Here is a 25,905-nt window from a genome sequence, read left to right on the forward strand (position 1 = left end):
GCCTGTCCTCGCGTTCACCTTAGCAGCCGGGCGCGCGCGGGGACTGTATCCAGGGGTTAGGGGGCGCATGAAAAACCGACAGGGCCCCGCGGGACCCTGTCGGCCTGAGGCGCCATGCGGCACCGGTATGGGCGCGGCCGCGGTCCAGTGAACGTTTTGTCACGAAACCGCGCCTGCCGTCATTGCAGAACGATATTGGCTTGCTTGATCAACTGCGACACGATGGGTTGTTCGTTCTTGATCTGCTGCGCCAATTCGGTGGCGCTGCCAGTACGCGGGTCGATGCCCATGTCCAGCATGCGCTTTTTCACCGTCTCGTCCTTTAGCGTTTCGGCCAGGGCCGCTTGCAGCTTGTCCAGCACTGGTGCGGGCGTGCCCTTGGGGGCGACAAAGCTGAACCAGGCCGTCATGTCAAAGCCTGCATAACCTTGCTCGGCCAGCGTCGGCAGCGTCGATTCGGTGGCCAGGCGCGTCGGGCTGGTGATGCCGAACACCTTGACCTTGCCGGCCTTCGCTTGCGGCATTCCGGTGGCGACCATGTCGAAGAACAGGTCCACGTCGCCGCTGATCAGGGCCGGCAGAGCCTGGGTTGCGCCCTTGAAGGGCACATGCAGGATGTCGATGCCGGCGCGCTCCTTGAACAATTCTCCGGCCAGGTGCGACGAGGTGCCGGCGCCGAAGGTGGCGAAGGTCAGCTTGCCGGGGTGCTGTTTGGCGTAGGCGACCACGTCGGCGGTGCTGTTGAAGGATTGCCTGGGACTGGACAGCAGCACCAGCGGCCCCACGCCCACCATGCCGATCGGCGCGAAGCCATCGGGGTCATAGGGCAGTTCCTTGTACAGGTAGCGGTTGGTCACCAGGGTGGAGTTGGTGGCCATAAGGATGGTGTAGCCGTCGGGCGCCTCGCGGGCGACAAAGGCGGCGCCGATCGAGGTGCCGGCGCCGGCCTTGTTTTCGACAATCATCGGCTGGCCCAGCGTCTTGGCCATGCGTTCCGCCAGCAGGCGGGTCAGCACGTCGGTGGCGCCGCCGGCCGGGAATGGCGACACGACCTTGATCGGGCGCGACGGGTAGGTGTCGGCCTGGGCGGCGCCCAGAGCGGCGATGCCGAGCAACAGGCCAGCCAGGAATTTATAGCGTTTGCGAATCATGTTTTCCCCTTGGAATCGCGTGCATGAGTGGAACCGTCGGGCCTGGCTTGGCCCTGGCCGGTGCCCGCGAGGCGGGGTGGCGTGGGGCTTGCCAGGTCTCCTTGGATGTTTTAAATTCCGTTAAATGGAATTTAGTTTTGTTATTCGAAATAAACTATAAAAACGAAGCGAATAGAAATGCAATCTTTTTCTGACGCCAAGCGCATTGCGCACCCCGCCGCCAAGCCCGACCAGAAACTGGCGCTGAGCGCCCCTGCGCGCCGCAAGCGGGCCGGGGCGGTGGGCGAGGGGCCGGTATCTCCCGACTTCATCACGTCGCTGGCGCGCGGCCTGGAAGTGCTGCGCTGCTTTCGGCCGGGAGTGGCCGCGCTGGGCAACCTGGACCTGGCGCGCCTGACCGGCCTGCCCAAGCCCACCATCAGCCGCATTACCTATACCCTGACCGAGCTGGGCTACCTGCGCTACCACCCGGACACCGGCAAGTACTCGCCGGGATACGGCGTGCTGGCGCTGGGCTTCGGCCTGCTGGCAGGGCTAGAGGTACGCGAGTTGGCCAAGGCATCGATGAGCGACCTGGCGCGCGAGACCGGCGGCGCGGTGGCGTTGGGCGCGTTCGACGGCGACGCCATGACCTACGTCGAGGCCATCCACGGTTCGTCCGCCCTGTATCTGAGGTTGCCGGTCGGCTATCGCGCCAGCCTCGACAGCGCCATGGGCCGCGCCTATCTCGCCAGCCTGCCGGCGGCGGCCTGCGCCGATGTGCTGGAACGGCTGGGGCCGGCCGCGCCGGCGGCGGCGGCGATCGAGCGCGCCCGCGCCGAGTTGCGCGACACCGGCTGCTGCTTTGCCATCGGCGAGTGGCAGTCGGGCATCAATGCGGTGGCGGTGCCCTTCACTTCCGTGACCGGGGAGGGCGTGTTCGTCATGAGTTGCGGCGGCCCCGAAGGCCTGCTGCCCGAGGCCGGGTTGCGGACCCAGGTGGCGCCCGCGTTGCGGGCCACCATCGCGGGCCTGGCGGGGGCGCCGGCCTGAGCGCGGCGGCAGGTCGAGGCGGGGCTGTGGTATCTCGTACAATTCACGGATTGATCCACCCCTAGTGCCCCCGGAGGCCCGTTTGGCCAAACCTTCCCAAGCCGATCCGCAGACCGACGACCGTCCCTTGCCCCAGGATTTCGAAACGGCCCTGGCCGAACTGGAATCGCTGGTCGCGGCCATGGAAGACGGCTCGCTGCCGCTGGAGCAGTCGCTGGCCGCCTATCGCCGCGGCGTGGCGTTGACGCGCGTCTGCCAGGAACGCTTGGCGCAGGCCGAACAGCAGGTCAAGGTCCTCGAGGGCGACTTGCTGCGTCCGCTGGATCCGGCGGCGCTGGATGACGAATAAGAATCGGATGAAGCAAATTCAACTCGCTTTCCCGGAGTGGCTGCAGGGGCGCGTGCGGCACGTCGAAGACGTGCTTGACGACCTCCTGCCGCCCGCCGACGCCGTGCCCGCCCGCCTGCATGAAGCCATGCGCTATGCCGTGCTCGGTGGCGGCAAGCGGGTGCGGGCCGCGATGGTCTATGCCGCCGGCCAGGCCTGCCCGGTCAGTGGCAGCGTGCTGGCCGTCGAGGCCTCGCTGGACCGCGCCGCGGCGGCGGTGGAACTGATCCACGCCTACTCGCTGGTGCACGACGACCTGCCCTGCATGGACGACGACGTTCTGCGCCGCGGCCGCCCCACCACCCATGTGCAGTTCGATGAAGCCACCGCCATGCTGGCCGGCGATGCGCTGCAGCCGCTGGCTTTCGAGCTGCTGGCCTCCATGCCCATCGCTCCAGCCCTGATCGTGCAGGCGACGCAGTCGCTGGCGCGCGCGGCGGGCAGCCAGGGCATGGCCGGCGGCCAGGCCATCGACCTGCTCAGCGTCGGCCACCGGTTGTCGCGCGACGAACTGCAGCAGATGCACAGCATGAAGACCGGCGCCATGCTGGCCTGCAGCGTGGCGCTGGGCGGCATTGTCGCCGGCGCCAGCTCGGCCTCGCGCCAGGCCCTGGATGTCTACGCCCAGGCCATGGGCCTGGCGTTCCAGGTGGTGGACGACATTCTCGACGTGACCGCCGATTCCGCCAGCCTCGGCAAGACCCCGGGCAAGGACGCGGCCGAAAACAAACCGACCTACGTTTCGCTGCTGGGCCTGGACGAGGCCCGTGCGTTCGCGAGCGAACTGCGCGAAGCCGCACTGGCCGCGCTCGAGCCGCTGGGCGACGCCGGCAAGCGCCTGGCCGAACTGGCTGATTTCATCGTCCTCCGAGACCGCTGACCGTGACCCGTCCGGGCTGGCCGCAGGCCGGGCATACGAACCCCATACAAGCATGACGACTGAATTACTGGACCGCATCCAATCCCCGGCAGACCTCAAGCGCCTGGATCGTCGCGAGCTCAAGCGGCTGGCCGACGAATTGCGCGGCTTCGTGCTGGAGTCGGTCTCCAAGACCGGCGGCCACCTGTCGTCCAACCTGGGCACGGTGGAACTGACGCTGGCGCTGCATCAGGTCTTCGACACGCCGCACGACCGCATCGTCTGGGACGTGGGCCACCAGTCCTACCCGCACAAGATCCTGACCGGTCGCCGCGCCGGCATGGCCAAGCTGCGCCAGCAGGGCGGCATCTCGGGCTTTCCCAAGCGCAGCGAGTCCGAATACGACGCTTTCGGCACCGCGCATTCGTCGACCTCGATTTCGGCCGCGCTGGGCATGGCGGTGGCCTCGCGCAATGCCGGCGTGCAGCGCCAGCACATCGCCGTGATCGGCGACGGCGCGATGTCCGCCGGCATGGCCTTCGAGGCCATGAACAACGCTGGCGTCACGCCCAACATCAACCTGCTGGTGATCCTGAACGACAACGACATGTCGATCTCGCCGCCGGTGGGGGCGCTGAACCGCTACCTGGCGCGCCTGATGTCGGGCCGCTTCTACGCCGCCGCCAAGAACGTCGGCCGCGCCGTGTTGCAGCACGTGCCGCCGGTGCTGGAACTGGCGCGCCGCTTCGAGGAACACGCCAAGGGCATGGTCACGCCGGCCACGCTGTTCGAGGAATTCGGCTTCAACTACGTCGGCCCGATCGACGGCCACGACCTCGACGCGCTGGTGCCGACGCTGCAGAACCTGAAGGCGTTGCAAGGCCTGCAGTTCCTGCATGTGGTCACCAAGAAGGGGCAGGGCTACAAGCTGGCCGAGGCCGATCCGGTGCTGTACCACGGCCCCGGCAAGTTCGATCCCGCCGTTGGCATCCAGCAATCGAAGGGGCCGGGCAAGCGCACCTTCACCCAGGTGTTCAGCGACTGGCTGTGCGACATGGGCGAGCAGGATTCGCGCCTGGTCGCCGTCACCCCCGCGATGCGCGAGGGCAGCGGCCTGGTCGAATTCGAGAAGCGCTTCCCGCAGCGTTACTTCGATGTCGGCATCGCCGAGCAGCACGCCGTGACGTTCGCCGGCGGCATCGCCTGCGAAGCGCAGAAGCCGGTGCTGGCGATCTACTCGACCTTCCTGCAGCGCGGCTACGACCAACTGATCCACGACGTCGCGCTGCAGAACCTGGACGTCACGTTCGCGCTGGACCGCGCCGGCATCGTCGGCGCCGATGGCGCGACCCACGCCGGCAACTACGACACGGCGTTCTTGCGTTGCGTGCCCAACATGGTCGTGGCAACCCCGTCGGACGAGAACGAAACCCGCCTGCTGCTGTCCACCTGTTATCAGTATCCCGGCCCGGCCTCGGTGCGCTATCCGCGCGGCGCGGGCTGCGGCGCGGCGGAAACGGCCGGCCTGGATACGGTCGAGCTGGGCCGCGGCGTGGTGCGGCGCGAAGGCCGCAAGATCGCCGTGCTGGCCTTCGGCACGCTGCTGCAGCCGGCGCTGGCGGCGGCCGAGAAGCTGGACGCCACCGTGGCCGACATGCGCTTCGTCAAGCCGATCGACCGCGCCCTGATTCTCGAGCTGGCCAGCCGCCACGACGCGCTGGTGACGATCGAGGACGCTGCCGTCATGGGCGGCGCCGGCAGCGCCGTGCTGGAAGTGCTGGCCGCCGAAGGGGTCGCGATCCCGGTGCTGCAACTGGGCTTCCCCGACGCGTTCATCGACCACGGCGACCAATTGGCGCTGCTGGCCGGGATCGGCCTGGATGCCGCCGGCATCGAGCAATCGATCCGGGCGCGCTACGCGGTGTTGCTGGCCTGATTGCGCGCAGCCACGGACCGGCCCGCCGGTTTGGTCCGTGTGGCGAAACAGTGTGTTCCGGCCCCGCCGTCCTACGAATGAAAGGGTTTTCCCTGGCGCTGGCGGGACTTTGGGCGATAATGGCCCCCTCCTAAAGATTCCTGGGTCTGCGTGTTCACGCCACGCTCGTCGCCCAGACTGGTAAGCCGAAATGAATTCTCCGATCGACCCCGCCATCGTGATGCCCGACGTCCAGAGCTCGACGGACACGCGGCACATCCCGATCCAGCGCGTGGGCATCCGTGGCGTGCGCCACCCCATGCTCATCGAAAATGCCGACGGTTCGCCCCAGGGCACCGTGGCCAACTGGACCCTGACGGTGGCGCTGCCCCCCGAAGAAAAGGGGACGCACATGTCCCGCTTCGTGGCGCTGCTGGAAAAGTACCGCAGCACCCCCATGACGCCGACGCTGTTCCGCGCCATGGCGGCCGATATGCTGCCGCTGCTGCACGCCGAGCGCGGCGACATCACCGCGGCTTTTCCGTACTTCATCAACAAGTCGGCGCCGATCTCCGGCGTGCAGAGCCTGCTGGACTACGAAGTGCAGTGGATCGCCCGCGCCCAGGGTGACCAGGTCGAGTTCGAACTGGTCGTGCAGGTGCCGGTGACCAGCCTGTGCCCGTGTTCCAAGGCCATCTCCGAATACGGCGCGCACAACCAGCGCTCGCACGTGACGGTCTCGGCCATCCTGGAATCCGACATCGGCATGGACGGCGTCATCCGCCTGATCGAAGACGAAGGTTCATGTGAACTCTGGGGGCTGCTCAAGCGCCCCGACGAGAAATTCGTCACGGAACGCGCCTACGACAACCCCAAGTTCGTCGAGGACCTGGTGCGCGACGTGGCGGCCCGCCTGAACGCGCATCCCGGCATCGCCCGCTATCGCGTCGAGGCCGAGAACTTCGAATCGATCCACAACCACTCGGCCTACGCCGTGGTGGAAGGCTGAGCCCTCCGTGCGCCATCCGGCGGCCAATGACTGGCCGCTCATCGCGAGACTGCAAGGGTGGGAAGCGCGGCTGGCCAATCAACTGGCCGGCCGCGGCCGTTTGGGCGTCGCGCTCTACGAGTTCTTCCGCTTCGGCGTGAAGCAGGCCTGGGCCTGCCTGTTCGGCGGCCTGATGTGCGCGCTGCTGCTGGGTACGCACTGGTGGTATCCGCAAGACGCCTGGCTGGCGCGCTACGATTTCCTGACGCTGGCGGCGCTCGCGATCCAGGCTGCGCTGCTGGCCCTGCGCATGGAAACCTGGGACGAGGCCAAGGTCATCCTGATGTTCCATGTGGTCGGCACCGGCATGGAGCTGTTCAAGACGGCGGCCGGCTCCTGGATCTACCCCGAGGCCAGCGTGCTGCGCATTGGCGGCGTGCCGCTCTTCACCGGTTTCATGTATGCGGCGGTCGGCAGCTATCTGGCGCGGGTCTGGCGCCTGTTCGACTTCCGCTTTCGCGCTCATCCGCCGCTGGCCGCGACCGTGGCGCTGTCGGTGCTGATCTACGTGAATTTCTTCGCGCACCATTTCATCGCCGACTTCCGGATGGCGCTGTTCGGCCTGACGGCGCTGCTGTTCGCCCGCACCTGGGTCTATTTCCGCATCTGGCGCGATTACCGCCGCATGCCGCTGTTGTTGGGCTTCGTCCTGGTGGCGCTGTTCATCTGGTTCGCCGAAAACATCGGCACCTTCGCCAACGCCTGGCGCTATCCCAATCAGGCGCACGGCTGGGAATTGGTGTCGATCAACAAGCTGGGTTCTTGGTTCCTGCTGATGATCATCAGCTACGTGATGGTCAGCGTGGTGAGCCGGCCGCAGCCGATCTGTGTGGCGGATGCGCCGCGTCCGCTGGGTGCAAATAACGCGTCCCCGATTTCTTGACATCCGCTCGGCTTGCGTCAGGCTGTGCGATCGGCGATAATCGAGAGCTTTCTTGCTCGACCGCCCATGTTTTTTGGGTAGCGGGCTGCCCCTTGCAAGCCATACGCCTCGAAGAAAAAGACCAGTGATAGAGAAAGCACTGGAAAGCCGAAACGTCCCGTGAAAATGGGCCGATGACGGTGTCAGGCGAGCGGCAGGCAAGACATCCTCAAGGAGTTTTACTCATGCGTCACTACGAAGTGGTGTTTATCGTTCACCCCGACCAAAGCGAGCAAGTGCCCGCCATGGTCGAGCGTTACCAAGCGCTGGTCACGGGCCAAGGCGGCTCGGTGCACCGCCTGGAAGACTGGGGCCGCCGTCAACTGGCCTACCCGATCCAGAAGCTCGTCAAGGCTCACTACGTCTGCCTGAACATCGAGTGCGGCCAAGCCACGCTGGATGAGCTGGAACACTCGTTCCGCTACAACGACGCCGTGCTGCGCCACCTGGTCATCAAGACCAAGAAGGCCCAGACCGCTCCCTCGATCATGATGAAGTCGGTCGAGCGCGAAGAAGCCCGCAAGGCTTCGGCCGAAGCTGTCGCGGCTCAGGCCGAGTAAGCAGGGCTCACGCGAGCAGCCCATCCCATGAAGTCCCCTCGGTGCCTGGCAGGATGAACACGCTGGAACTCAGCGCCCGCGTTCTCGAATGCGAGCCTTTGCGCCACACGCCCGCCGGTCTGCCAGCCCTGGAAATGGTGCTGGCGCACGAATCTGAGGTCATCGAAGCCGGCCATCCGCGCCGTGTCGAACTGACGATCTCGGCCGTGGCACTGGGCGATCTGGCGTTGCTGTTGCAAGGAACGGCGCTAGGGTCCGAATTGCAGGTGCGAGGGTTTCTGGCCCCCGTGCGCAAGGACTCCGTGAAGTTCAAGTTGCATCTGCAGCAGGTGCGGCGGGTCAGCGGCAGCGCAGGACGCGATCCGCTGGTGGCTTGACGGGAAAAGGGCAATAGGGGCGCGCAAGCGCCGTCTGAATACGGATAGGTTACGGGGAGTCGGGCCCGAACAAGGCAGACCCGGTCCCCTCAAACATAGAGGCACATATCATGGCTTTCTTCGGAAAACGCAAGGAAAAACGCAAATTCACGCAGCAGAACCCGCTCTTCAAGCGTCGTAAGTTCTGCCGCTTCACCGCCGCCGGCGTCGAAGAGATCGACTACAAGGATCTGGACACCCTGCGCGACTTCGTGCAAGAAAACGGCAAGATCATCCCGGCTCGCCTGACCGGCACCAAGGCAATCTACCAGCGCCAGCTGGACACCGCCATCAAGCGCGCGCGCTTCCTGGCCCTGTTGCCTTACACCGACAACCACAACTAATCCGGGGCACTGAAATGCAAGTTATTCTGCTCGAAAAAGTCGTCAACCTGGGTAACCTCGGCGAAGTCGTCCGCGTGCGTGATGGTTACGCCCGCAACTTCCTGATTCCCCAGAAGAAGGCCCGTCGTGCCACCGACGCCGCCCTGAAGGAATTCGAAGCCCGCCGCGCCGAACTGGAAAAGGCCCAGGCCGAGAAGCTGGCTGCCGCCCAGGCCCTGGGCGAACGCGTCAACGGCTACCAACTGAAGATCGTCCAGAAGGCCGGCGTCGACGGCCGTCTGTTCGGCTCGGTCACCAATGCCGACATCGCCGAAGCCCTGAAGAAGGCCGGTTTCGAAGGCATCGAGAAGGCCCAGGTGCGCATGGCCAATGGTCAACTGAAGGCCATCGGCGAATACCCGGTGCAAGTCGCCCTGCACGCCGACGTCCTCGTCGACGTCACCGTGCTGGTCGAAGGCGAACTGTCGTAAGCCTGGCCCCGCGGTAGGAAAAAGCCGGCCCGCGTGCCGGCTTTTTTTCTTTGCGCCTGACTCTCTGCGCGTTGCCCGCCGCCAATTGCGTGTAGTCTTGCGGGCTGCGCGCCCGTACCACACGCTGTTTCCTCCGAGGACCTCTTGACCCAGCCGCCCGTCCACCACAACGCCCCCGCCGGATTGCGCGCCTGGCTCGACAGCCGGGACGCCGAGCGCGAGCCGTCGGTGCGCGATGCGACCATCGATGGCGTGCGCTGCATCATCAAGCGCCGGCGCCCGGGCCTGGCCAGCGGTGTGAGCTACGTGTTGCGCTATGCGCGCGCGTTGTTCCTGGGACTGGGCTGCAAGCTGTTCCTGGGGGAGTTCCCACGTCCGGGCATTCTGCTGCGCAATGGCCTCGAACACGAGGCCCGGCGCCTGCGGCAATTGCTGCAGGCCGGTTGCCGCGTGCCCGAGGTCTGGTGGCAGGAGGACGGATTGCTGGTGCTGGAGTTCGTCGGCGAAGACCTGGCCGACCTGATCCGCAACGAAGACGACGCCACGCGCCTGTGGCTGACGCGCGCCGCCGCGGCCGACCTCGCCGATTTCCATGGCCGCGGGCTTTGGCATGGCGGCGCCCAGATCCGTAACATCACCCTGCAAGATGGCGAACTGTGGCGCATCGACTTCGAGGAAAACATCGGCTCGACCCTGTCGCGCCCCCTGGCCCAGGCCTATGACCTGTTCCAGATGTTGGCCTCGCTGGTGTCCTTGCGCAAGTTGCCCGATGATGTCGGACGTACCTTGGGTAAACTGGCCCTGGACGTCTATTTCGAGTGCAATCCCGATCCCGAGGTCCAGGCCCGCCTGCGCCGCCTGGCGCGGCTATTGTCCTTCGCCGCCACGCCGCTGCGGCCCCTGCTGGGCCGCCTGCCGTCACGCGACGTGCAGGGTTTCTTCCGCGTTGCGGACATCCTGCAGCCGTTACTATTGAAGCCATGAACACACCTGCCGATTCCCAGCTCGAATACCTGCGCGTTCCTCCTCATTCCATCGAGGCGGAGCAATCAGTGCTGGGGGGCCTGCTGCTCGACAACGCGGCCTGGGACCGCATCGCCGACGTGCTGGTCGAAGAAGACTTCTACCGTCACGACCACCGGCTGATCTGGCACCACATCGCCCGCCTGATCGGTCTGGCGCGTCCGGCCGACGTCATCACCGTGCATGAATCGCTGGTCAGCGCCGGCAAGGCCGATGACGCCGGCGGCCTGGCCTACCTGAACGCGCTGGCGCACAACACGCCATCGGCCGCCAACATCCGCCGTTACGGCGAGATCGTGCGCGAGCGCGCCATGCTGCGCAAGCTGGTGTCGATTGCCGACGAGATCTCCTCGGCCGCCATGAATCCGCAGGGCAAGGAAGCCCGCCAACTGCTGGACGAGGCCGAGTCCAAGGTGTTCCAGATTGCCCAGGAAGGCGCGCGCGGCGCCGCCGGCTTCCAGGAAATCCAGCCGCTGCTGACGCAGGTGGTGGAACGCATCGACGAGCTCTATCACCGCGAAAGCACCTCCGACGTGACCGGCGTTCCCACCGGCTTCACCGACCTGGACAAGATGACCTCGGGCATGCAGGGCGGCGACCTGATCATCGTGGCCGGCCGCCCGTCCATGGGCAAGACCTCGTTCTCGATGAACATTGGCGAACACGTCGCCATCGAAGAGGGCCTGCCGGTGGCGGTGTTCTCGATGGAAATGGGCGCGGTGCAGTTGGCCATGCGTATGCTCGGCTCGGTCGGCCTGCTCGACCAGCACCGCATGCGTACCGGCAAGCTGATCGCCGAGGACTGGCCGCGCGTGACCCACGCGGTGCAATTGATGCAGGACGCGCAGGTCTACATCGACGAATCGCCCGCGCTCAGCCCGATGGAAGTGCGCGCCCGCGCGCGCCGCCTGGCGCGCCAGTGCGGCCAGCTCGGCCTGATCATCATCGACTACCTGCAACTGATGTCGGGCAACGGCTCGGGCGAGAACCGTGCCACCGAAGTGTCGGAAATCAGCCGTTCGCTCAAAGGCCTGGCCAAGGAGCTGAACTGTCCGCTGATCGCGCTGTCGCAGTTGAACCGAAGCCTGGAGCAACGCCCCAACAAACGTCCCGTGATGAGCGACCTGCGCGAATCGGGCGCCATCGAACAGGACGCCGACGTGATCCTGTTCATCTATCGCGACGAGGTCTACAACCCCGATTCGCCGGACAAGGGCACCGCCGAGATCATCATCGGCAAGCAGCGTAACGGCCCCATCGGCACGGTGCGCCTGACCTTCCAGGGCTCGAGCACGCGCTTCCTGAACTTCTCCGGTGCACAGCCTCGCGACATGTATTGAGCGTGCGCAGCCGCCTGGCCCGAAAAAAAGCCGCGCCCTCGGGCGCGGCTTTTTCATGAGGGTGCGGTGGATTCACTCTTGCGTTTCGGGCCGCTTGCCATAGCGCGCGGCCAGCACGCCGCAGACCATCAGTTGGATCTGGTGGAACAGCATCAGCGGCAGCACGATGGCGCCCACGGCATGGCCTGCGAACAGCACCTGGGCCATGGGGATGCCGCTGGCCAGGCTCTTCTTGGAGCCGCAGAACAGCAGCGTGATGCGGTCGGGCAGGTTGAAGCCGAACACCTTGCCGGCCAGCGCCGACAAGCCCAACGCCAGCGCCAGGATGACGGCGCAGCACACCACCAGGCCCAGCAGCGCCGGGATCGGCGTGGAGCTCCACAGGCCCTCGTTGATGGCTTCCGAGAACGCGGTGTAGACCACTAGCAGGATCGAGCCCTGGTCGACGAACTTCAGCATGGCCTTGCGCTTGTGCACCCAGGCGCCGATCCAGCGGCGGGCGAACTGGCCCAGCACGAACGGCAGCAGCAGTTGCAGCATGATCTTGCCGACGGCGTCGAACGAGATCGGCGCGCTGCCGGCGTTGGCGACCACCGTGCCGACCAGTAGCGGTGTCAGGAAAATGCCCAGCAGGCTGGAGGCCGAGGCGCTGCACACCGCCGCCGGCACGTTGCCGCGCGCCATCGAGGTGAAGGCGATGGCCGACTGCACCGTGGCCGGCAGGCAGCACAGGAACAGGATGCCGAGGTACAGCTCGGGCGTGACCAGCGGTTCCAGCAGCGGCTTGAGCGCCAGTCCCAGCAACGGGAACATCAGGAAGGTGGCCGAGAAGATCGTGAGGTGCAGCTTCCAGTGGGTGAGGCCGGCAATGATGGCTTCGCGCGACAGGCGCGCGCCATGCAGGAAGAACAGCAGGCCCACCGCGATGTTGGTGATCCAGCCGAACACCACCACGCCCTGGCCGTGGGCGGGCGCGATGCTGGCGATGATGACGGTGCAGATCAGGTAGAGGGTGAAGCGGTCGGGCAGGAGACGGACAAGGCGTGACATGGAGGGGGGCAGGGGGAATGACGAAAAGCGGCGGCGCGCCGAGCGCGCCGGAATCGGGCCGTATTGTAGACGCCGGGGCCGGCGGGGCGCCGGCAGTGCCAGGGCCGCTGTCCACTGGTTGGGTTCAGGGAGTCATGGCCAGCGCCAGGTCGAAGGCGGCGATCAGCGAAGCCTGGTCGGCCACGCCCTTGCCGGCGATATCGAACGCGGTGCCGTGGTCGACGCTGGTGCGCACGAACGGCAGGCCGACGGTGACGTTGACGCCGTGGTCCACTCCCAGGTACTTCACGGGAATCAGTCCCTGGTCGTGGTATTGGGCCACCACGATGTCGAACTCGCCGCGGCGGGCGCGCATGAAGACCGTGTCGCCGGGCCAGGGGCCGCTGGCGTCGATGCCCTCGGCGCGCGCGCGGTCGATGGCCGGCGCAATGATGTCTAGGTCTTCGCGGCCGAATTTGCCGCCTTCGCCTGCATGAGGATTCAGGCCCGCCACCGCTACGCGGGGACGGGCGATGCCCATCTGGCGGCAGGCTTGGTCGGCCAGCCGCATGGCGGTCAGCTCGGCCTCGGGCGTGACGCGCGCCATGACATCGGCCAGGGCGACGTGAATCGTTACCAGGAGCACGCGCAGTTCATCGTTGGCTAGCATCATGGCGAAGTTGCGGGTGCCCGAACGCTCGGCCAGGATCTCGGTATGGCCGGGATAGTCGATGCCGCCGGCGTGCATGGATTGCTTGTTCAGCGGCGCGGTGACTATGGCGCGGATGCGGCCGGCCCTGGCATCGTCGATGGCAGCGCAGACGTAGTCATAGGCGGCGCGCCCGGCGGCGGCGCTGACCTTGCCATGGGGCAGGTCGGTCGGCAGGGCGGGGCCGCAGGCCACCACCTCGATGTGGCCGGCATCGCCGTTGGCCTGGCCGACATGGGCGATCTCGCGGATTGTCAGGCGCGCGCCCAGCGCAGCGGCCGCGCGGCGTAGCGCACCGGCATCGCCATACACCACGCATGGAGCATTCAGGCCCTGGGCACAGGCCTTGACGACGATTTCGGGGCCGATGCCAGCGGCATCCCCCATGGTGATGCCCACGGGTGGGGGAGTGTTCACGATGTGTTCCCGGTCTAGGGCCTGCGGTGTTTACGGCTGCGCATTCTTCGGCGGTTCGATCTCGCCGCACTCGAATGTGACGGTGGCGCGCTTGGAGCCCAGGCCGGTGGCATGGTTGGACGTGATGGCCGGCTTTTGCAGCTTGCGCCCGATGGATTGGCAGTACTGGTCGGCGCGCTGCAGGGCCTGGTTCTTGATTTCGACCCAGGTCAGCAACTGCGTGCCCGAACTGTACGTGACGCTATAGGTGTTCTTGCCGGTGGACGTCACTTCGCTCATGCTGGAACAGGCGGCCAGCAGGGCGAGCAAGGCGGAGGCGAGGGCAAGGCGTGCGAGCATATTGGATCCGTGAGAGGCGACAAATCACATTACAACATTATGCCGCCCGGATCGGGCCGGCGTCACGAGGCCGGGAAGGCGTCCGCCGGTCCCCCCCGGCCGCGTGGCGGATGCTTCAGGGCGTGCCGACGGCGCTGCGGCGGTCGACCTTGCGGCTGAGCACGATGGAGGTCTGCGTCTGCTTCACGCCGTCGATCAGGCCGATGCGGTCGAGCAGTTCGTCCAGTTGTTCATGGGTCTCGCAGCGCAGGAAGATCAGGTAGTCATAGGGGCCGCTGACCGACGAGACTTCCTCGACCTCGGGCATTTTTTCCAGTTCGCGCATGACGGCCGCCGGGGTCTTGGGCAGCACGCTGATGAAACAATAGGCGCGCACCGCGGCTTCTTCGAGCTGGCGGCCCAGTCGCACGCCGTAGCCCGCCACGATGTGTTCGCGTTCGAGGCGGGCGATACGCGCCACCACCGTGGTGCGTGCCAGGCCAAGCTTGCGCGCCAGGATGGCAGCGGGCTCGCGGGCATTGGCCTGCAGCAGGCTGAGCAGTTGCCGGTCGATGGTATCTAGGCGTTGGTTCATGCGCCCGACCATACAGGGGCGGCGCGGCGCGCGTCAATGCGCGTCAGCCGTCGGATTCGGGCGGCAGGCCACCGCGGTAGATCCGGCCGTCGAAGGCAAAGCGCGTGATGGTCCTGGAGGCCGCGTCGAATACCCTGTCGCGGCGCGTGGCATCTCCTGGCCGCTGGGGGGCCAGCGTGAGGCGGCACAGGTCGGCGGCGCTGTCATAGCGAGCCGCCAGCACCAGATCGCTGGCGCCGAACTCGTGGACGTGGTGGGCGAATTCGCGCAATTGCTCCATTTCGTGGAACGCGCCGCGATCGCTTATCAGCCGCATGCCGAACTTGGTTTCTTGCTCTGGCGCCGGCTCGGGCGCCAGAGGGGGTGCAGGCGTGTCGGGCGCGCCGTAGTCGAACCGCGCGCCGGCCTCGCGCATCGCTGCCAGCACCCGCAGCCAGGCCGGTTCGTCCAGGGTCAGGCGGGCGGCCATCGCCACCAGCCGCTGCCGCCCCAGGGCGTGGGGCCGCGGGCCGCCGACGTAGCTGGACCACGGCACCGCCTCGTCGAGCCCGGCCAGCTCGGCCATCTGCGTGTCGTTGTAGCCCAGTCGCTCCTGCAGGCGCCGCAGCGAGGCTGCGTCGGGAGGCACATAATTGTCGATCGTCTTCATGGGCGCGCTCCGGTTGCGCCGCACGCCGTGGGCGCGCCGCGCTACGCTTCATGCTAGCGCGGCCGGCCGGGCTTGCCCAGCACCCCGGCGCGCCCGTGCTAGGATTCGCGCCGACTTCATCGCCAGGAGACTTACCCGTGGACACCCAGGAACAAATCGCCGTCATCGTGCACACCATTTCGCACCAGGGCGGCCGTATCGACGCGCTCAATGCGGCGCTGCTGACCATGATGCATCTGGCCAAAGGCTCGCCCGGCCTGCGCGAAGCGATCGAAGCGCAGCTCGAGCAAAACTATTCCAGCCTGTTGGCCCGTTCCGAGAATCCGCAATACGTGGCGGGCTTCGAGAGCGTGCGCGATCTGATCGTCGCGGCGTTGAAATAAGCCGCGCGACCGCGGGAGTTACCCACAACTTCTGTGGACAAGCCTTGGGATAGCACGGGCATAGAAAGCCTTTTTCCTTTGTTTACAACGGCTTGCAAAATTCGATCAAAGGCGACGCCAACAGCGCCCGTGGGCGCCCCGCAACAGGGGCGGGCGGAGGTCACGCAAGCCGGGTAATATGCCGCCCCATGCGGAATCAGTATCCATTGCAAGACCGGGGCCGTGGCCTCGCGGCCCGGGTCTCGGAAGCGGCAAAGCTGGCGGCCTTCGACCCCGGCAAGCTTTCCCCCGAGGCGCGTCAGAGCTGGGAGCGCCTGGGCCATGGCTTCAAGGCCTGGCATGACTTCGACCAGCGCCATCCGGTCCTGCGGCGCCTTGCCCTGCTGCCGCTCATCGGCCGGTGGTATCGCAGGGCGCGCCGCCGCCACGTGCTGCGGGCCAGCGGCGCACTGGTGTTTTGAGCGGCGGCTTCAATGCGGGCGCCGCCGCGCATACAGGCGGTAGGCCAGCCAGATAGCCACCCCGATGGCGACAGCCACCGCCAGCTTGGTCTCGACGCCACGCAGACGGCCGAGCAGCGACTCGATGGTCTGCCCGAATAGATAGCCCACCAGGCTGAAGCACACTGCCCAGATAGCGGCGGCGACGGCGTTGAGAACCAGGAAACGGACGGGCGAGACCTGGGATACGCCCAGCGCCACCGGGCCCACCGTGCGCAGCCCATACAAGAAGCGCAGCGCCAGGATGAAGCCATGGGGATAGCGGTCGACGGCCGCCAGCGCCTTGCCGAACGCGGGCTGGGCGCGGATCCGCCGCACATAGCGGTGTTCGCGGTAACGCCGGCCCAGGAAGAACAGGGCCTGGTCGGCCAGGAACGAGCCGGCGAACGCGCACAGGACGACATAGGGCAGGTGCAGCAGTCGCTGGTGCGACAGGAAGCCAGCCAGCACTACCACGCTTTCGCCCTCGAGCAGCGTGCCTCCCAGCACGGCCCACAGGCCGTAGTCGACGATGAACTGGTGCAACTGAGGGTTCATGGCTGGCGTTCGCCCACGATGCGCGCCAGCGTGGCCAGGGCCCGCGCCACCTCGGGCGTATGGCGCTGGCCGCAACTGATGCGCAGGAAATGGTTGTAGCGCGCGCTGTTGGAGAACATGGCGCCAGGCGCCACCCGGATACCCTGGCGCAGGGCAGCCTCGAACACTTCCAGCCCCGAGCGGCCATCCGGCATTTCCACCCATAGCAGCATGCCGCCGCGGGGCATGCTCAGACGCGTGCCCTGCGGAAAATGTGCGGCGATGACCTCGGCGGTCTGGTCGCGCTGCGTTTTCAATTGCCGGCGCAAACGCGCCAGGTGGCGGTCATAGGCGCGCGAGCCCAGGTAGTCGGCCACCGCCATCTGCGCCAGCGGTTCATTGGGCCGGCTCTGCGCAAATTTCAACATGGCGATACGGGCTTTCCAGCGGCCTCCCAGCAGCCAACCCAGCCGCATGCCCGGCGCCAGCGTCTTGTGCAGAGACGAGCAATAGATGACGTTGCCGGTCGGATCCCAGGACTTGGCTGCCGCCAACGGCGTGTCGTCGTCGTTCAAGGCGCCGTAGGTGTCGTCTTCGATCAGCGGCACCTGCTGACGCTCGCACAGGGCCACCAGGCGGGCCTTTTCGGCGTCGGGCATGACGCAGCCGAGTGGATTCTGGAAATTAGGCACGACCACCACGGCGCGGATGTTGCCGTGGGTCTGGAAGGCCAGGTCCAGCGCCTCGATGGACAGGCCATGCTGCGGGCTGGTGGGAATCTCCAGGGCTCGCATGCCCAGGCTTTCCAGAATCTGCAGCAGCCCGAAGTAAGTGGGTGATTCGACCGCGATGGTGTCGCCCGGGCGCGCCACCGCGCGCAACGCCAGGTTGAGGGCCTCGATGCAGCCATGCGTGATGATCACGTCATCCGGGGTGGCGTTGATGCCGTTGGCCAGGGCGCGCCGCGCCAGCACCGTGCGCAGTTGCGGATGGCCCTGCGGCGGGACCGGGCTGACCAGCACCTGGGGCGAATGCCGCAGCGCGCGGATCATGGCCTGCTTCAGGTCCTCCATCGGGTAGGCGTCGGGCACCGCAGCGGCCAGCGCGAAATTGGCGCTGACCGGGTGGGCTTCGCACTTGGCGATGAAATCCGAGACGCGGTCATGGATGCCGACGTATTGGGCGCTGCCCAGGGCCTGGCGGATATCGGGCTCGTTGACAGGGGGGATGCTGTTACGGCGCGGCTTGAGGACGAAATAACCGGAACGCGGGCGGGCCTCGATCAGTCCGTCGTCCTCGAGCAGGCGGCAAGCCTGCAGCGCGGTGGAGAGGCTGACGTGGTGCGTGCGCACCAGGGTGCGCACCGATGGCATGCGCTGCGCCGGGGCCAGGACCCCGGTCTGGATGGCGCGCCGGTAATGGTTCGCCAAGCGTAGATATAGCGGTTGCGGGTCCATGCGCCGATGATGCTCCCCGAGGGTGGGTTGAGGGTAGGCACAGATTCCCGCAAAGTACACCATAACAGTGCCCAAATCCATAGGCTGCATCGGTACAGAAAGGGGAATTGTGTGGCTGTTGCGCAAAGCAGGGGCGGCGCAGACTGTGGGGGTCTGTTTGGAGATGCCCATGGCCTTTTTTCATACTCCCGAGCCGCACTCGCAACGTTTCGAGCTGCTCTGCGGAGCCAGCCGCGCGCTGCGCCTGCGAGGCGGCACCACCGTGGTCTGCGTCAGCGGCAGCCTGATGGTGGTCGAACCGCCGTATCGTTCGGAACTGCCGCCCGGCACGTATTTGCCGTCTCCCGCGCGCCTGCATGCGGGCGAGCGCTACTACCTGGCCGAGCGCGCGCCGCTGGTTCTGACCGCGCTGGCCCGGGCCGAAGTCATCTGCCTGCAACCGCCGGGGGTGATGGCCTGGATTTCGGCGTTCGCCGGACGCCTGGCGGGCCTGGCGGGCAAAAATAATCGACCCGGCGGGGTCGGTGCGCTGCACAAGATTTCAAAATGATGTATGATTCACACATCAGACGCGGGGTGGAGCAGTCTGGCAGCTCGTCGGGCTCATAACCCGAAGGTCGTAGGTTCAAATCCTGCCCCCGCAACCAGTTTCAAGCAGTACCGGCGCCCGGCGCGGCCCGCATCAAGGTCCGCCGCCCGCCCAGCAAAAAGCCGCGACGTCCGTCGCGGTTTTTTTTCGTCCGCCGCTTGCCTTGCATCAAGCCATCATTCCAGTCCGGAGTTTCCCTGGGGTGGTTGGCCGCACAGGGGCGGGGCGCTGCGCTACCATGGCTCAAGCGCGCGATTGCGCGACCTGTGAGGAGGGTCCATGGGCACGGCAAAATACGATCATCCCGGTTATGTCGCCGATACCGGCGTCGACGGCAAGTACCACGTGGGCCTCTGGTGCCCGCATGGCTATCCGGCGCATGTCCATATCGGCCGCCCAGCCGAGCGTGGAGATCCCCAGGCGCTGTTGCGGCTGCGCATTCCCGATGGGGTGTTCCAGTCCCTGTCCGATGATCCCGAAACCCTGTGCCGCCGCGCCCTGGGACAGGCCTTGGGGGCGGGGTTGCTGCGCTCGGTGGCGGTCGACGGCGAATACCAGGAATTGCGCCTGCAGCTCGATGCCGAGCCCTGGCCGGGGCCGATGCTGGCCGCCGGCAACGCCTAGCGCCCGCGCGGCCCGGGGGGCGTTGCCGGCGCGGGAGCGCGGGGAACACGCCCTGGGTTACCCACAGCGACTGTGGACAAGTCTTGGGATAGGCGCTGCGCATGTGGCGATATCGCCGCATTATCAATGGCTTGGCGGCGGCGATGAAAAAATGCCCTGTGCGGGGCATTGACCCTTCCGGTTGCCGGGAGGGAGGCGGCGGCCGCGTGCGACAATCGCAGCCCCGCCGATCCACCTCGTCCCGGCTTTGCTGAATCCTGTTCCCATGCCCATGCCCATGCATCCGCATCTTCCCGCTGGCGCCATTGATCTGTCCGGCAGGCGCGTCGCTGTCATTGGCGGCGGGCCTGCGGGCCTGATGGCCGCCGAGGGCCTGGCCGCACGGGGCGCGCAGGTCGATGTCTACGATGCCATGCCGTCGGTCGGCCGGAAATTCCTGATGGCCGGCCGCGGCGGCCTGAACCTGACGCACAGCGAAGCTGCCGCGCCTTTCCTGGCGCGCTATGGCGAGCGCGCCGCTCAGGTTGAACCCTGGTTGCGCGCACTAGATGCCGATGGCCTGCGTGAATGGGCGCGACAACTCGGCATCGAAACCTTCGTGGGGTCGTCAGGCCGCGTCTTCCCTGCCGAGATGAAAGCCGCGCCGCTGCTGCGCGCCTGGCTGGCGCGGCTGCGCGGCGCGGGCGTGCGATTCCACATGCGCCATCGCTGGCTCGGCTGGCCGCCAGAACAAGCGCCCAGCGCGGCCGGATTGCGCTTCCAGGCGCCGGACGGGGTCCAGGCGCGGGCCGCCGACGCCGTCGTGCTGGCGCTCGGCGGGGGCAGTTGGGCCAAGCTCGGGTCGGACGGCGCCTGGTTGCCGGCGTTGGCCGCGCACGGTGTCGCCATGGCCCCGCTGCGTGCCGCCAATTGCGGTTTCGAGGTAGCTTGGTCGGAACATTTCCGTCAGCGCCATGCCGGCCAGCCGGTCAAGTCGGTCACGCTGTGCTGTGTCGGCGCGGAGGGGGCCGGCATGGCGCGCCAGGGAGAATTCGTGATCACGGAAAGCGGCATCGAGGGCAGCCTGGTGTATGCCTTGTCGGCCTCTTTGCGCGACCGGATCGAAGCCACCGGGCACGCCATCGTCCTGCTTGACCTGGCGCCCGGCTGGAGCCGCGAAAAAGTCGTGGCGGCGGTGACCCACCCGCGCGGCGCGCGTTCGATGTCGAGCCACCTGCAGAGCCGCCTGGGGCTGACGGGAGTCAAGGCGGGATTGTTGCGTGAATGCGTGGGGGCCGAGGCTTTTCGCGACCCGGCGCGGCTGGGGGAGGTGATCAAGGCGCTGCCGCTGCGGCTCGAGCGGCCGCGGCCGATCGATGAAGCCATCAGCACCGCCGGCGGCGTCAGCTTCGAGGCGCTGGCGCCGGGTCTGATGCTACGGTCCGCGCCAGGGATATTCTGCGCCGGCGAAATGCTGGACTGGGAGGCGCCCACCGGTGGCTATCTGCTGACCGCGTGCATGGCCAGCGGGGTGGTCGCCGCGGCGGGGGTGGCGGATTTCCTGGCGGCGGGCTGAGCGGACTCAGGAGCCGCGGGGGTACGAAGAGGAGCCCATTGGCGGGCGTGGCGCGAGGTCGTTGACCACATGGCCGACCACTGCGGGCCCATCTGCCTGCGTGGCAATGCCGAGCACGCGGGTGATGGCACTGGCGGGCATGCCGGTGCCCTGGCCCGGATCCTGCACCAATTGCCAGATCCTGGCTTCGCCGGGCAGGTCGGCGGCGGGAGCGCTGTCGGACGCGTCGAGGCAATCGCGAGCGAATATCGACCAGTCAGCGGCGCTGCAGGGCAGGCCGTGCGCGGTGGCCAGGCGTGCCAGGGCCAGGGGCGCATCGGCCTGGCTGGCGGCATGCTGGGCGGCGGCGCCGAGCGAAACGTCCAGCGACAGCAGGCGGAGGAACTCTACGACATTGTCTGTATTCATTCTGCGGTCTCCTGTCTGGTGGAGCTGTTCTGGCGGCGTATGCCGGGTGCCGGTCAACCGGGGCCTTGTCCCAGCATCGCGACCAGCGATTGCTTCAGACGCGGCGAAAAAATGGGTACCGTGTGCGAGACGCCGTCGCGGTCGACCCCTTCCTTGAGCTGCACGGATTGGCCAAGGAATATCTCGGGCGCGGCGGCAATTCCGTTGTATCGGGCCAGCAGGTCGTCGACCTGCTGCTGGGCATCGGCCAGGGTGCTGCTGGCGGCAAGCCGGCCGGCCGCGTGAGCCTGGAGGACGCGGTGCAGGTCGTCGATGAAGAGGGCCAATGCCGCCTGCCCACGGCATTGGGGCTGCTCCCAGCCCCAGGGCTGAGGGGTGCCGCCGGTGTTTTCCGATACGTGTTTCTTGGTCATCTCCGCATCCTAATCCATTGCCGCCAAATACGCGACAGGCGCGCGCGGCGGGGTGGGGCGGCCGCGCGGACGGTTCGCGGACACCTGCGCAAATGGCGGCCTTTGCGGTATGCTGGCTCCGGTTTCCACGCCTCGATAGGAGATGCCCATGAAGAACAAAGTGATTCTTGTGATGCTGCTTTCGATTGCCGCCCTGTCGGCGGGATGCAATACCGTCGCGGGGGCTGGCAAGGACATCCAGCGCGGCGGTGAGAAGATCGAGGGCGCCGCGACCAAATAAGGGGCTGGATGTCCCGCGCGCCAAGGGCGCGACCAGGGCCACGCGGGAATGTTGCGGCATTTCGGGCGTGGCCTTTTTGCGGCCGCTGGCATAATCGCGGGAGTCTGAATCCGATGGCGGGAAGAATCATGCGCAAGTCTGTATGGGTGGGTGTCACGTTGATGGCGGTGCTGGGCGGTTGCGCCAGCACCGGTGTCTATGAGTCAGACACCGTGGTGAAAGACACCTTCATCGTGGATACCAATTACCAGGCGGCGTTCCGCCGTGCCGGCGAATACGTGCGCACCTGCCATGTCGACGTCCAGCATCCGTACCACGTGGCCTATGCCTGGAAGCACGTCCTGGGCGAGAAGGGCGCGCCCGATGAGGTGCAGGTCTACAAGGTGGGTGAAACCGCCAAGATTCTCGAATTGATCTCGGCCGAATCCGATGGCCCGGCCAAGGCCAAGGTGACCGTCACGGTGCTGGGCGAAGGCCGCTGGGACGCGGCCGAGATCGCCGCGGCGCGCGCCTCGATCCAGAGTGCCACGCCGGTCTGCCGCAAGGGCGGGTAGGCATGGATCCACGCGCCCAGCAGATGCGTGCCGCCGGCCTGCCCTTCGCGCTGTTGGCGGGCGCCTTTCGCTTCCTGGGCTGGCTCAACGGCGTCGCGGCGCTGGGGTTGGCTGCGTTTGCGCTGGGCATGGTGGGCGGCGATATCGCCGCCCCCGACTTGCAACTGCCTCTTTTGCTGCTGCTGGCGGGCTTGCTGGCGGCCTGCCTGGGCGCCGGCTTTGCCTACGTGGCGCAGGTCAGCCTGTTGCGCCAGGGCTACAGCGGTCGTTTGACGCGCGCTCACCTGCCGGCGCAATGCCTGGCCCTGCTGTGCTATCTGGCCAGCGCGCTGGCGTTCTGCGCCGGTTGCTGGCTGGCGGCTGGCCAAGCCACGACGGACGCCACGCAACAGATGACGGCCTACGCTCGAGCCTGATATTCAAGGGTAAACCCGTGTGCGCAAAAGTGTTGGACATGCACTTGCGTTGAGAATAATATGCGCAGTGCGTATATAAACCCCTCTCTCCGGGACCTGTCATGACCATTTCCCAGCAAGCCTTCCTGCGCGACGCCATGCGCCGCCTGAATCTCACGCGTGACGTGTTCGCGACCCGGATAGGCGTCAAGCGCCGTGCCCTGGATACCTGGCTGCTGCCGGAGGGTTCGCAGGAATTCCGGGCGATGCCGGAAGTGGTGCAGCGTTTCGTCAGTGAAATCGTGCAGAACGGTGTCCTGCTTGAAAAATATACGCAAAGCGTACAAGAAGGGCCGCTACGCGACCGTATTGCCGTCGAAGGCAAGCACCAGTTGCTGTCGGTGGACCAGTTCACCCGCGAGTCGGTCGAAGACCTGTTCCGCGTGGCCGACATGATGCAGCCCATCGCGCGCCGCCAGAAGGTATCGCGCGTGCTGGAAGGCGCGGTGCTCGGCAACCTGTTCTTCGAGGCCAGCACCCGTACCCGTGTCAGCTTCGGTTCGGCCTTCTGCCGCCTGGGCGGCTCGGTCTGCGACACCACTGGCTTCACGTTCTCGTCGATGGCCAAGGGCGAATCGATCTACGACACCAGCCGCGTCATGAGCGGCTATGTCGATGCAATGGTGATCCGCCACCCCGACCAGGGTTCAGTGGCCGAATTCGCGCGCGCCACCAACATTCCCGTGGTCAACGGCGGCGATGGACCCGGCGAGCATCCCAGCCAGGCGCTGCTGGACCTGTACACCATCCTCACCGAGTTCTCGCGCCTGGGCAAGCTGCTGGACGGCGCGCACATCGCCATGGTTGGCGACCTGAAGTACGGCCGCACCGTCCATTCGCTGATCAAGCTGATGGCGCTGTACAAGAACGTCAAGTTCTCGCTGGTGTCGCCCAAGGGCCTGGAGATGCCGTCCTACATCATCGAGCAGGCCAGTCGCAACGGCAACATCATCGAGCAGAAGACCTCGCTGGCCGAGGGCCTGGCGGGCGCCGACGTGATCTATGCAACCCGCGTGCAGAAAGAGCGCTTCGCCAATGAAGAGAACGAAGGCTATACGCCCGACTTTCAGATCAATCGCGCCATCATCGATGCCTATTGCGGTCCGGACACCATCGTCATGCACCCGTTGCCGCGCGACAGCCGGCCGGGCGCGAACGACCTGAGCGTGGACCTGAATCACGACCCGCGTCTGGCGATCTTCCGCCAGACCGACAACGGCATTCCCATCCGCATGGCCATCTTCGCCGTGCTGCTGGGGGTGGAAGGGTTGGTGCAGCATTCTTTGCGTGACGTGACGTGGCAGCATCCGTCGCATATCGGTCCCGATGATTCGGTGTTCCACGGCCTGGAATAAGACGTTCGCGGGGCTGTGCGGCACGGCCGCCATGGCGGCCGTCACCGGTAATTTCAAGCATAATCCGCGCTGGTTTTTCCTGTCGCGTGTCGCTCCGAGACACGTCGCGGAATCTTCGGTCGGATGGTCTTATGTCTTCGAGCAGTCGCGCAGTCCCGTCGTCTCCTGATCCCGCCGGGCAGGCGTGTTATCTGAGCGCGTCCAACGCCCAGGCCTGGCAGGCGGTCTATTCCTCGGTCGACGCCTACACCCGCGGCCAGGTGGCGGCGGTGGTGTCCGACAGCGCCGACGCGCTGGTAGGCGCTTTCTATTCCACCCTGCTGGCCGACGCCGAGGCCGGCCCGCGCCTGTCGCACGAGATCGTCGCCACCCGCCTGCACAAAGGCATGAAGGGCTGGCTCAAGGGCCTGCTGTGCGTGCGCGACCAGGGCGATATCGCCGCACTGATGGCGACCCAGAAGAAGGTCGGCGAGGTGCATGCGCGCGTGCACATCCCCATCCACCTGGTGATGGCCGGCGCCCGCATCCTGAAAAACGAGATCGCCCAGCGCCTGCGCGCCAGCGACCTGGATGGCGTGGCGGCCTCGATCGCGACCCAATACGTCTGTAACCTGTTCGACCTGGCGATCGAGCAGATGAGCCGCGCCTTCATGCGCGACGTCAACCGTGGCGCCCGCAACGACGAGGCCTACCGCCTGTTCGCGCTGGGCCAGAATATTGCCACCGAGCGCGAGCGCCAGCGCGCCGCGTTGCTCGAGTGGAGCCAGGCGGTACTGATCGGCCTGCACTACCGCGCGCCCGAGCAAGTGTTGCCGCGGCTGGCTGCCTCCGAGTTCGGTCTGTGGTTGCAGCACAAGGGCGGGGTGCTGTTCGAGAGCGCGCCTGCGCTGCATCAAATCACCGATGCAGTGGCGCGGCTCGACGATGTCGTGCTGCCCAGTCTGCTGCAAGGCGGTCCGCAAGCCTTGCCGGAGCAGGTGCGCGAACTGCAGGAGCTGGTGGCGCGCATCAAGCATCTGCTCAATGGACTGTTCGACATGGTGGCCGAGATCGAGAGTGGCAGCGATCCGTTGACCCATGTATTGAACCGGCGCTTCCTGCCATCGGTGGTCGGGCGCGAAATTCTGATCGCCACGCGCGAGCACTCGTCGTTCTCGGTGTTGCTGCTGGATATCGATCACTTCAAGGCCATCAACGACCAGCATGGCCATGCGGGCGGAGACCAGGTCTTGCGTCAGTTCGCCGAGGTGGTGCACCAGGCCTGTCGTTCTAGCGATTTCGTGTTCCGCTATGGCGGCGAGGAATTCCTGGTGGTGCTGGTCGATACGGGGCGCGAGGCCGCGCTGGCGGTGGCCGAAAAGCTGGGCGCCGAGATCCGCCGCCATACTTTCGTGATTCCCGAGGCGGGCAGCCTGCGCATTACCGCCAGCATCGGCGTGGCGACCTTCGATGGGCATCCGGACTATGCCTACCTGATCGAACGCGCCGACAAGGCGCTGTACCAGGCCAAGCAGTCCGGCCGCGACCGCAGCGTGGCCGCCTGAAGCCGGGCTGCCTCGCGAGGGGGGCTGCCTCGCGAGGGGGGCGGAGCGCTGGCACGGCGTCCGGGTCGCAATGAAAAGGGCCGCTCC

General features: G+C 66.5%; 32 protein-coding genes and 1 tRNA gene. 23 read left to right on the plus strand and 10 right to left on the minus strand.

What is annotated here, in order from left to right:
• Positions 1 to 179: 179 nt before the first annotated feature.
• Complete coding sequence (locus tag AC6LKG_RS11950; protein WP_498164649.1) at positions 180 to 1,151, minus strand: Bug family tripartite tricarboxylate transporter substrate binding protein; 972 nt, start codon at positions 1,149 to 1,151, stop codon at positions 180 to 182.
• 177 nt (positions 1,152 to 1,328) lie between these two features.
• Here AC6LKG_RS11950 and AC6LKG_RS11955 point away from each other — a divergent pair, with 177 nt between their 5' ends.
• From AC6LKG_RS11955 to AC6LKG_RS12010, 12 genes are all read left to right on the plus strand, one after another.
• A complete protein-coding gene (locus AC6LKG_RS11955) occupies positions 1,329 to 2,183 on the plus strand; it encodes an IclR family transcriptional regulator (protein WP_498164651.1) in 855 nt (284 codons plus the stop codon).
• 82 nt (positions 2,184 to 2,265) lie between these two features.
• Positions 2,266 to 2,532 (plus strand): exodeoxyribonuclease VII small subunit, encoded by a 267-nt coding sequence (locus tag AC6LKG_RS11960; protein WP_049072439.1) that lies wholly within the window; start codon positions 2,266 to 2,268, stop codon positions 2,530 to 2,532.
• A gap of 7 nt (positions 2,533 to 2,539) precedes the next feature.
• Entirely contained in the window at positions 2,540 to 3,451 is a 912-nt protein-coding gene (locus tag AC6LKG_RS11965; RefSeq protein ID WP_498164652.1) for a polyprenyl synthetase family protein, read from the plus strand.
• Positions 3,452 to 3,503: 52 nt separating this feature from the next.
• Positions 3,504 to 5,366, plus strand: a complete 1,863-nt coding sequence (gene dxs, locus AC6LKG_RS11970; RefSeq protein ID WP_498164654.1) for a 1-deoxy-D-xylulose-5-phosphate synthase — start codon at positions 3,504 to 3,506, stop codon at positions 5,364 to 5,366.
• A 190-nt stretch (positions 5,367 to 5,556) separates the two neighbouring features.
• Positions 5,557 to 6,354: a GTP cyclohydrolase FolE2 gene (folE2, locus tag AC6LKG_RS11975; RefSeq protein ID WP_498164655.1), complete on the plus strand. Its 798-nt coding sequence runs from the start codon at positions 5,557 to 5,559 to the stop codon at positions 6,352 to 6,354.
• Positions 6,355 to 6,361: 7 nt separating this feature from the next.
• A complete protein-coding gene (locus tag AC6LKG_RS11980) occupies positions 6,362 to 7,276 on the plus strand; it encodes a DUF817 domain-containing protein (RefSeq protein ID WP_498164656.1) in 915 nt (304 codons plus the stop codon).
• A 224-nt stretch (positions 7,277 to 7,500) separates the two neighbouring features.
• Positions 7,501 to 7,875 carry a 30S ribosomal protein S6 gene (gene rpsF / locus AC6LKG_RS11985; RefSeq protein ID WP_020924524.1) on the plus strand — a complete coding sequence of 125 codons (375 nt, stop codon included), beginning with the start codon at positions 7,501 to 7,503 and terminating at the stop codon, positions 7,873 to 7,875.
• A 53-nt stretch (positions 7,876 to 7,928) separates the two neighbouring features.
• Positions 7,929 to 8,252 (plus strand): primosomal replication protein N, encoded by a 324-nt coding sequence (gene priB, locus AC6LKG_RS11990; protein WP_498164658.1) that lies wholly within the window; start codon positions 7,929 to 7,931, stop codon positions 8,250 to 8,252.
• 110 nt (positions 8,253 to 8,362) lie between these two features.
• Positions 8,363 to 8,635 (plus strand): 30S ribosomal protein S18, encoded by a 273-nt coding sequence (gene rpsR, locus AC6LKG_RS11995; protein ID WP_006218308.1) that lies wholly within the window; start codon positions 8,363 to 8,365, stop codon positions 8,633 to 8,635.
• Between the two features lie 14 nt (positions 8,636 to 8,649).
• Positions 8,650 to 9,105, plus strand: a complete 456-nt coding sequence (gene rplI, locus AC6LKG_RS12000; RefSeq protein WP_498164660.1) for a 50S ribosomal protein L9 — start codon at positions 8,650 to 8,652, stop codon at positions 9,103 to 9,105.
• A gap of 144 nt (positions 9,106 to 9,249) precedes the next feature.
• Complete coding sequence (locus tag AC6LKG_RS12005) at positions 9,250 to 10,089, plus strand: RIO1 family regulatory kinase/ATPase domain-containing protein (protein WP_498164661.1); 840 nt, start codon at positions 9,250 to 9,252, stop codon at positions 10,087 to 10,089.
• The gene (locus AC6LKG_RS12010) at positions 10,086 to 11,468 is read left to right on the plus strand and encodes a replicative DNA helicase (protein WP_054419764.1); all 1,383 of its coding nucleotides are present in this window, start codon (positions 10,086 to 10,088) and stop codon (positions 11,466 to 11,468) included. The genes AC6LKG_RS12005 and AC6LKG_RS12010 overlap by 4 nt, the downstream gene beginning before the upstream one ends.
• A gap of 72 nt (positions 11,469 to 11,540) precedes the next feature.
• Here AC6LKG_RS12010 and AC6LKG_RS12015 read toward each other — a convergent pair whose 3' ends face one another.
• From AC6LKG_RS12015 to AC6LKG_RS12035, 5 genes are all read right to left on the minus strand, one after another.
• A complete protein-coding gene (locus AC6LKG_RS12015) occupies positions 11,541 to 12,518 on the minus strand; it encodes a bile acid:sodium symporter family protein (protein ID WP_498164663.1) in 978 nt (325 codons plus the stop codon).
• 124 nt (positions 12,519 to 12,642) lie between these two features.
• Positions 12,643 to 13,623, minus strand: a complete 981-nt coding sequence (gene pdxA / locus AC6LKG_RS12020) for a 4-hydroxythreonine-4-phosphate dehydrogenase PdxA (RefSeq protein ID WP_498164665.1) — start codon at positions 13,621 to 13,623, stop codon at positions 12,643 to 12,645.
• 30 nt (positions 13,624 to 13,653) lie between these two features.
• Entirely contained in the window at positions 13,654 to 13,962 is a 309-nt protein-coding gene (locus AC6LKG_RS12025) for a hypothetical protein (RefSeq protein WP_498164666.1), read from the minus strand.
• Positions 13,963 to 14,077: 115 nt separating this feature from the next.
• Positions 14,078 to 14,536, minus strand: a complete 459-nt coding sequence (locus tag AC6LKG_RS12030; RefSeq protein ID WP_498164667.1) for an Lrp/AsnC family transcriptional regulator — start codon at positions 14,534 to 14,536, stop codon at positions 14,078 to 14,080.
• Positions 14,537 to 14,579: 43 nt separating this feature from the next.
• Positions 14,580 to 15,185, minus strand: coding sequence for a hypothetical protein (locus AC6LKG_RS12035; protein ID WP_498164668.1), 606 nt, complete (start codon positions 15,183 to 15,185; stop codon positions 14,580 to 14,582).
• Positions 15,186 to 15,322: 137 nt separating this feature from the next.
• Here AC6LKG_RS12035 and AC6LKG_RS12040 point away from each other — a divergent pair, with 137 nt between their 5' ends.
• Both AC6LKG_RS12040 and AC6LKG_RS12045 read left to right on the plus strand, forming a co-directional pair.
• On the plus strand, positions 15,323 to 15,568 hold the full coding sequence (locus tag AC6LKG_RS12040; RefSeq protein WP_498164670.1) for a hypothetical protein: 246 nt from the start codon (positions 15,323 to 15,325) through the stop codon (positions 15,566 to 15,568).
• A 206-nt stretch (positions 15,569 to 15,774) separates the two neighbouring features.
• On the plus strand, positions 15,775 to 16,029 hold the full coding sequence (locus AC6LKG_RS12045) for a hypothetical protein (RefSeq protein ID WP_498164671.1): 255 nt from the start codon (positions 15,775 to 15,777) through the stop codon (positions 16,027 to 16,029).
• A 9-nt stretch (positions 16,030 to 16,038) separates the two neighbouring features.
• On the opposite strand, the gene AC6LKG_RS12050 is transcribed toward AC6LKG_RS12045, so the two are convergent.
• Together AC6LKG_RS12050 and AC6LKG_RS12055 are read right to left on the minus strand one after the other, a co-directional pair.
• On the minus strand, positions 16,039 to 16,605 hold the full coding sequence (locus AC6LKG_RS12050; protein ID WP_498164672.1) for a DedA family protein: 567 nt from the start codon (positions 16,603 to 16,605) through the stop codon (positions 16,039 to 16,041).
• Positions 16,602 to 18,041 (minus strand): aminotransferase-like domain-containing protein, encoded by a 1,440-nt coding sequence (locus tag AC6LKG_RS12055; protein WP_498164674.1) that lies wholly within the window; start codon positions 18,039 to 18,041, stop codon positions 16,602 to 16,604. Before AC6LKG_RS12055 ends, AC6LKG_RS12050 begins: the two co-directional genes overlap by 4 nt.
• A gap of 169 nt (positions 18,042 to 18,210) precedes the next feature.
• Between AC6LKG_RS12055 and AC6LKG_RS12060 the strand changes: the two genes are divergently transcribed.
• The 4 genes from AC6LKG_RS12060 (at position 18,211) to AC6LKG_RS12075 (ending at position 20,809) form a co-directional block, all read left to right on the plus strand.
• On the plus strand, positions 18,211 to 18,591 hold the full coding sequence (locus AC6LKG_RS12060; protein WP_498164676.1) for a hypothetical protein: 381 nt from the start codon (positions 18,211 to 18,213) through the stop codon (positions 18,589 to 18,591).
• 20 nt (positions 18,592 to 18,611) lie between these two features.
• Positions 18,612 to 18,688: transfer RNA gene (locus AC6LKG_RS12065), tRNA-Met, on the plus strand.
• A gap of 221 nt (positions 18,689 to 18,909) precedes the next feature.
• The gene (locus AC6LKG_RS12070; RefSeq protein ID WP_498164677.1) at positions 18,910 to 19,254 is read left to right on the plus strand and encodes a hypothetical protein; all 345 of its coding nucleotides are present in this window, start codon (positions 18,910 to 18,912) and stop codon (positions 19,252 to 19,254) included.
• Between the two features lie 271 nt (positions 19,255 to 19,525).
• Positions 19,526 to 20,809 carry a TIGR03862 family flavoprotein gene (locus tag AC6LKG_RS12075; protein WP_498164705.1) on the plus strand — a complete coding sequence of 428 codons (1,284 nt, stop codon included), beginning with the start codon at positions 19,526 to 19,528 and terminating at the stop codon, positions 20,807 to 20,809.
• 6 nt (positions 20,810 to 20,815) lie between these two features.
• Here the strand turns inward: AC6LKG_RS12075 and AC6LKG_RS12080 are convergent, their stop codons facing one another.
• Together AC6LKG_RS12080 and AC6LKG_RS12085 are read right to left on the minus strand one after the other, a co-directional pair.
• On the minus strand, positions 20,816 to 21,217 hold the full coding sequence (locus tag AC6LKG_RS12080; protein WP_498164679.1) for a hypothetical protein: 402 nt from the start codon (positions 21,215 to 21,217) through the stop codon (positions 20,816 to 20,818).
• A gap of 53 nt (positions 21,218 to 21,270) precedes the next feature.
• Entirely contained in the window at positions 21,271 to 21,630 is a 360-nt protein-coding gene (locus tag AC6LKG_RS12085; protein ID WP_498164680.1) for a hypothetical protein, read from the minus strand.
• Positions 21,631 to 21,778: 148 nt separating this feature from the next.
• Between AC6LKG_RS12085 and AC6LKG_RS12090 the strand changes: the two genes are divergently transcribed.
• The 5 genes from AC6LKG_RS12090 to AC6LKG_RS12110 all read left to right on the plus strand — a co-directional run bounded on the left by AC6LKG_RS12090 (position 21,779) and on the right by AC6LKG_RS12110 (position 25,818).
• Positions 21,779 to 21,910 (plus strand): entericidin A/B family lipoprotein, encoded by a 132-nt coding sequence (locus tag AC6LKG_RS12090; protein WP_183003995.1) that lies wholly within the window; start codon positions 21,779 to 21,781, stop codon positions 21,908 to 21,910.
• Between the two features lie 128 nt (positions 21,911 to 22,038).
• On the plus strand, positions 22,039 to 22,464 hold the full coding sequence (locus AC6LKG_RS12095) for a BPTD_2524 family lipoprotein (RefSeq protein ID WP_498164681.1): 426 nt from the start codon (positions 22,039 to 22,041) through the stop codon (positions 22,462 to 22,464).
• A 2-nt stretch (positions 22,465 to 22,466) separates the two neighbouring features.
• Positions 22,467 to 22,880 carry a hypothetical protein gene (locus AC6LKG_RS12100; protein ID WP_498164683.1) on the plus strand — a complete coding sequence of 138 codons (414 nt, stop codon included), beginning with the start codon at positions 22,467 to 22,469 and terminating at the stop codon, positions 22,878 to 22,880.
• A gap of 101 nt (positions 22,881 to 22,981) precedes the next feature.
• On the plus strand, positions 22,982 to 24,274 hold the full coding sequence (locus AC6LKG_RS12105; protein WP_498164684.1) for an aspartate carbamoyltransferase: 1,293 nt from the start codon (positions 22,982 to 22,984) through the stop codon (positions 24,272 to 24,274).
• Positions 24,275 to 24,405: 131 nt separating this feature from the next.
• The gene (locus AC6LKG_RS12110) at positions 24,406 to 25,818 is read left to right on the plus strand and encodes a diguanylate cyclase (RefSeq protein ID WP_498164685.1); all 1,413 of its coding nucleotides are present in this window, start codon (positions 24,406 to 24,408) and stop codon (positions 25,816 to 25,818) included.
• Positions 25,819 to 25,905 lie beyond the last annotated feature (87 nt).

The organism is Achromobacter sp. 46006, assembly GCF_059761975.1.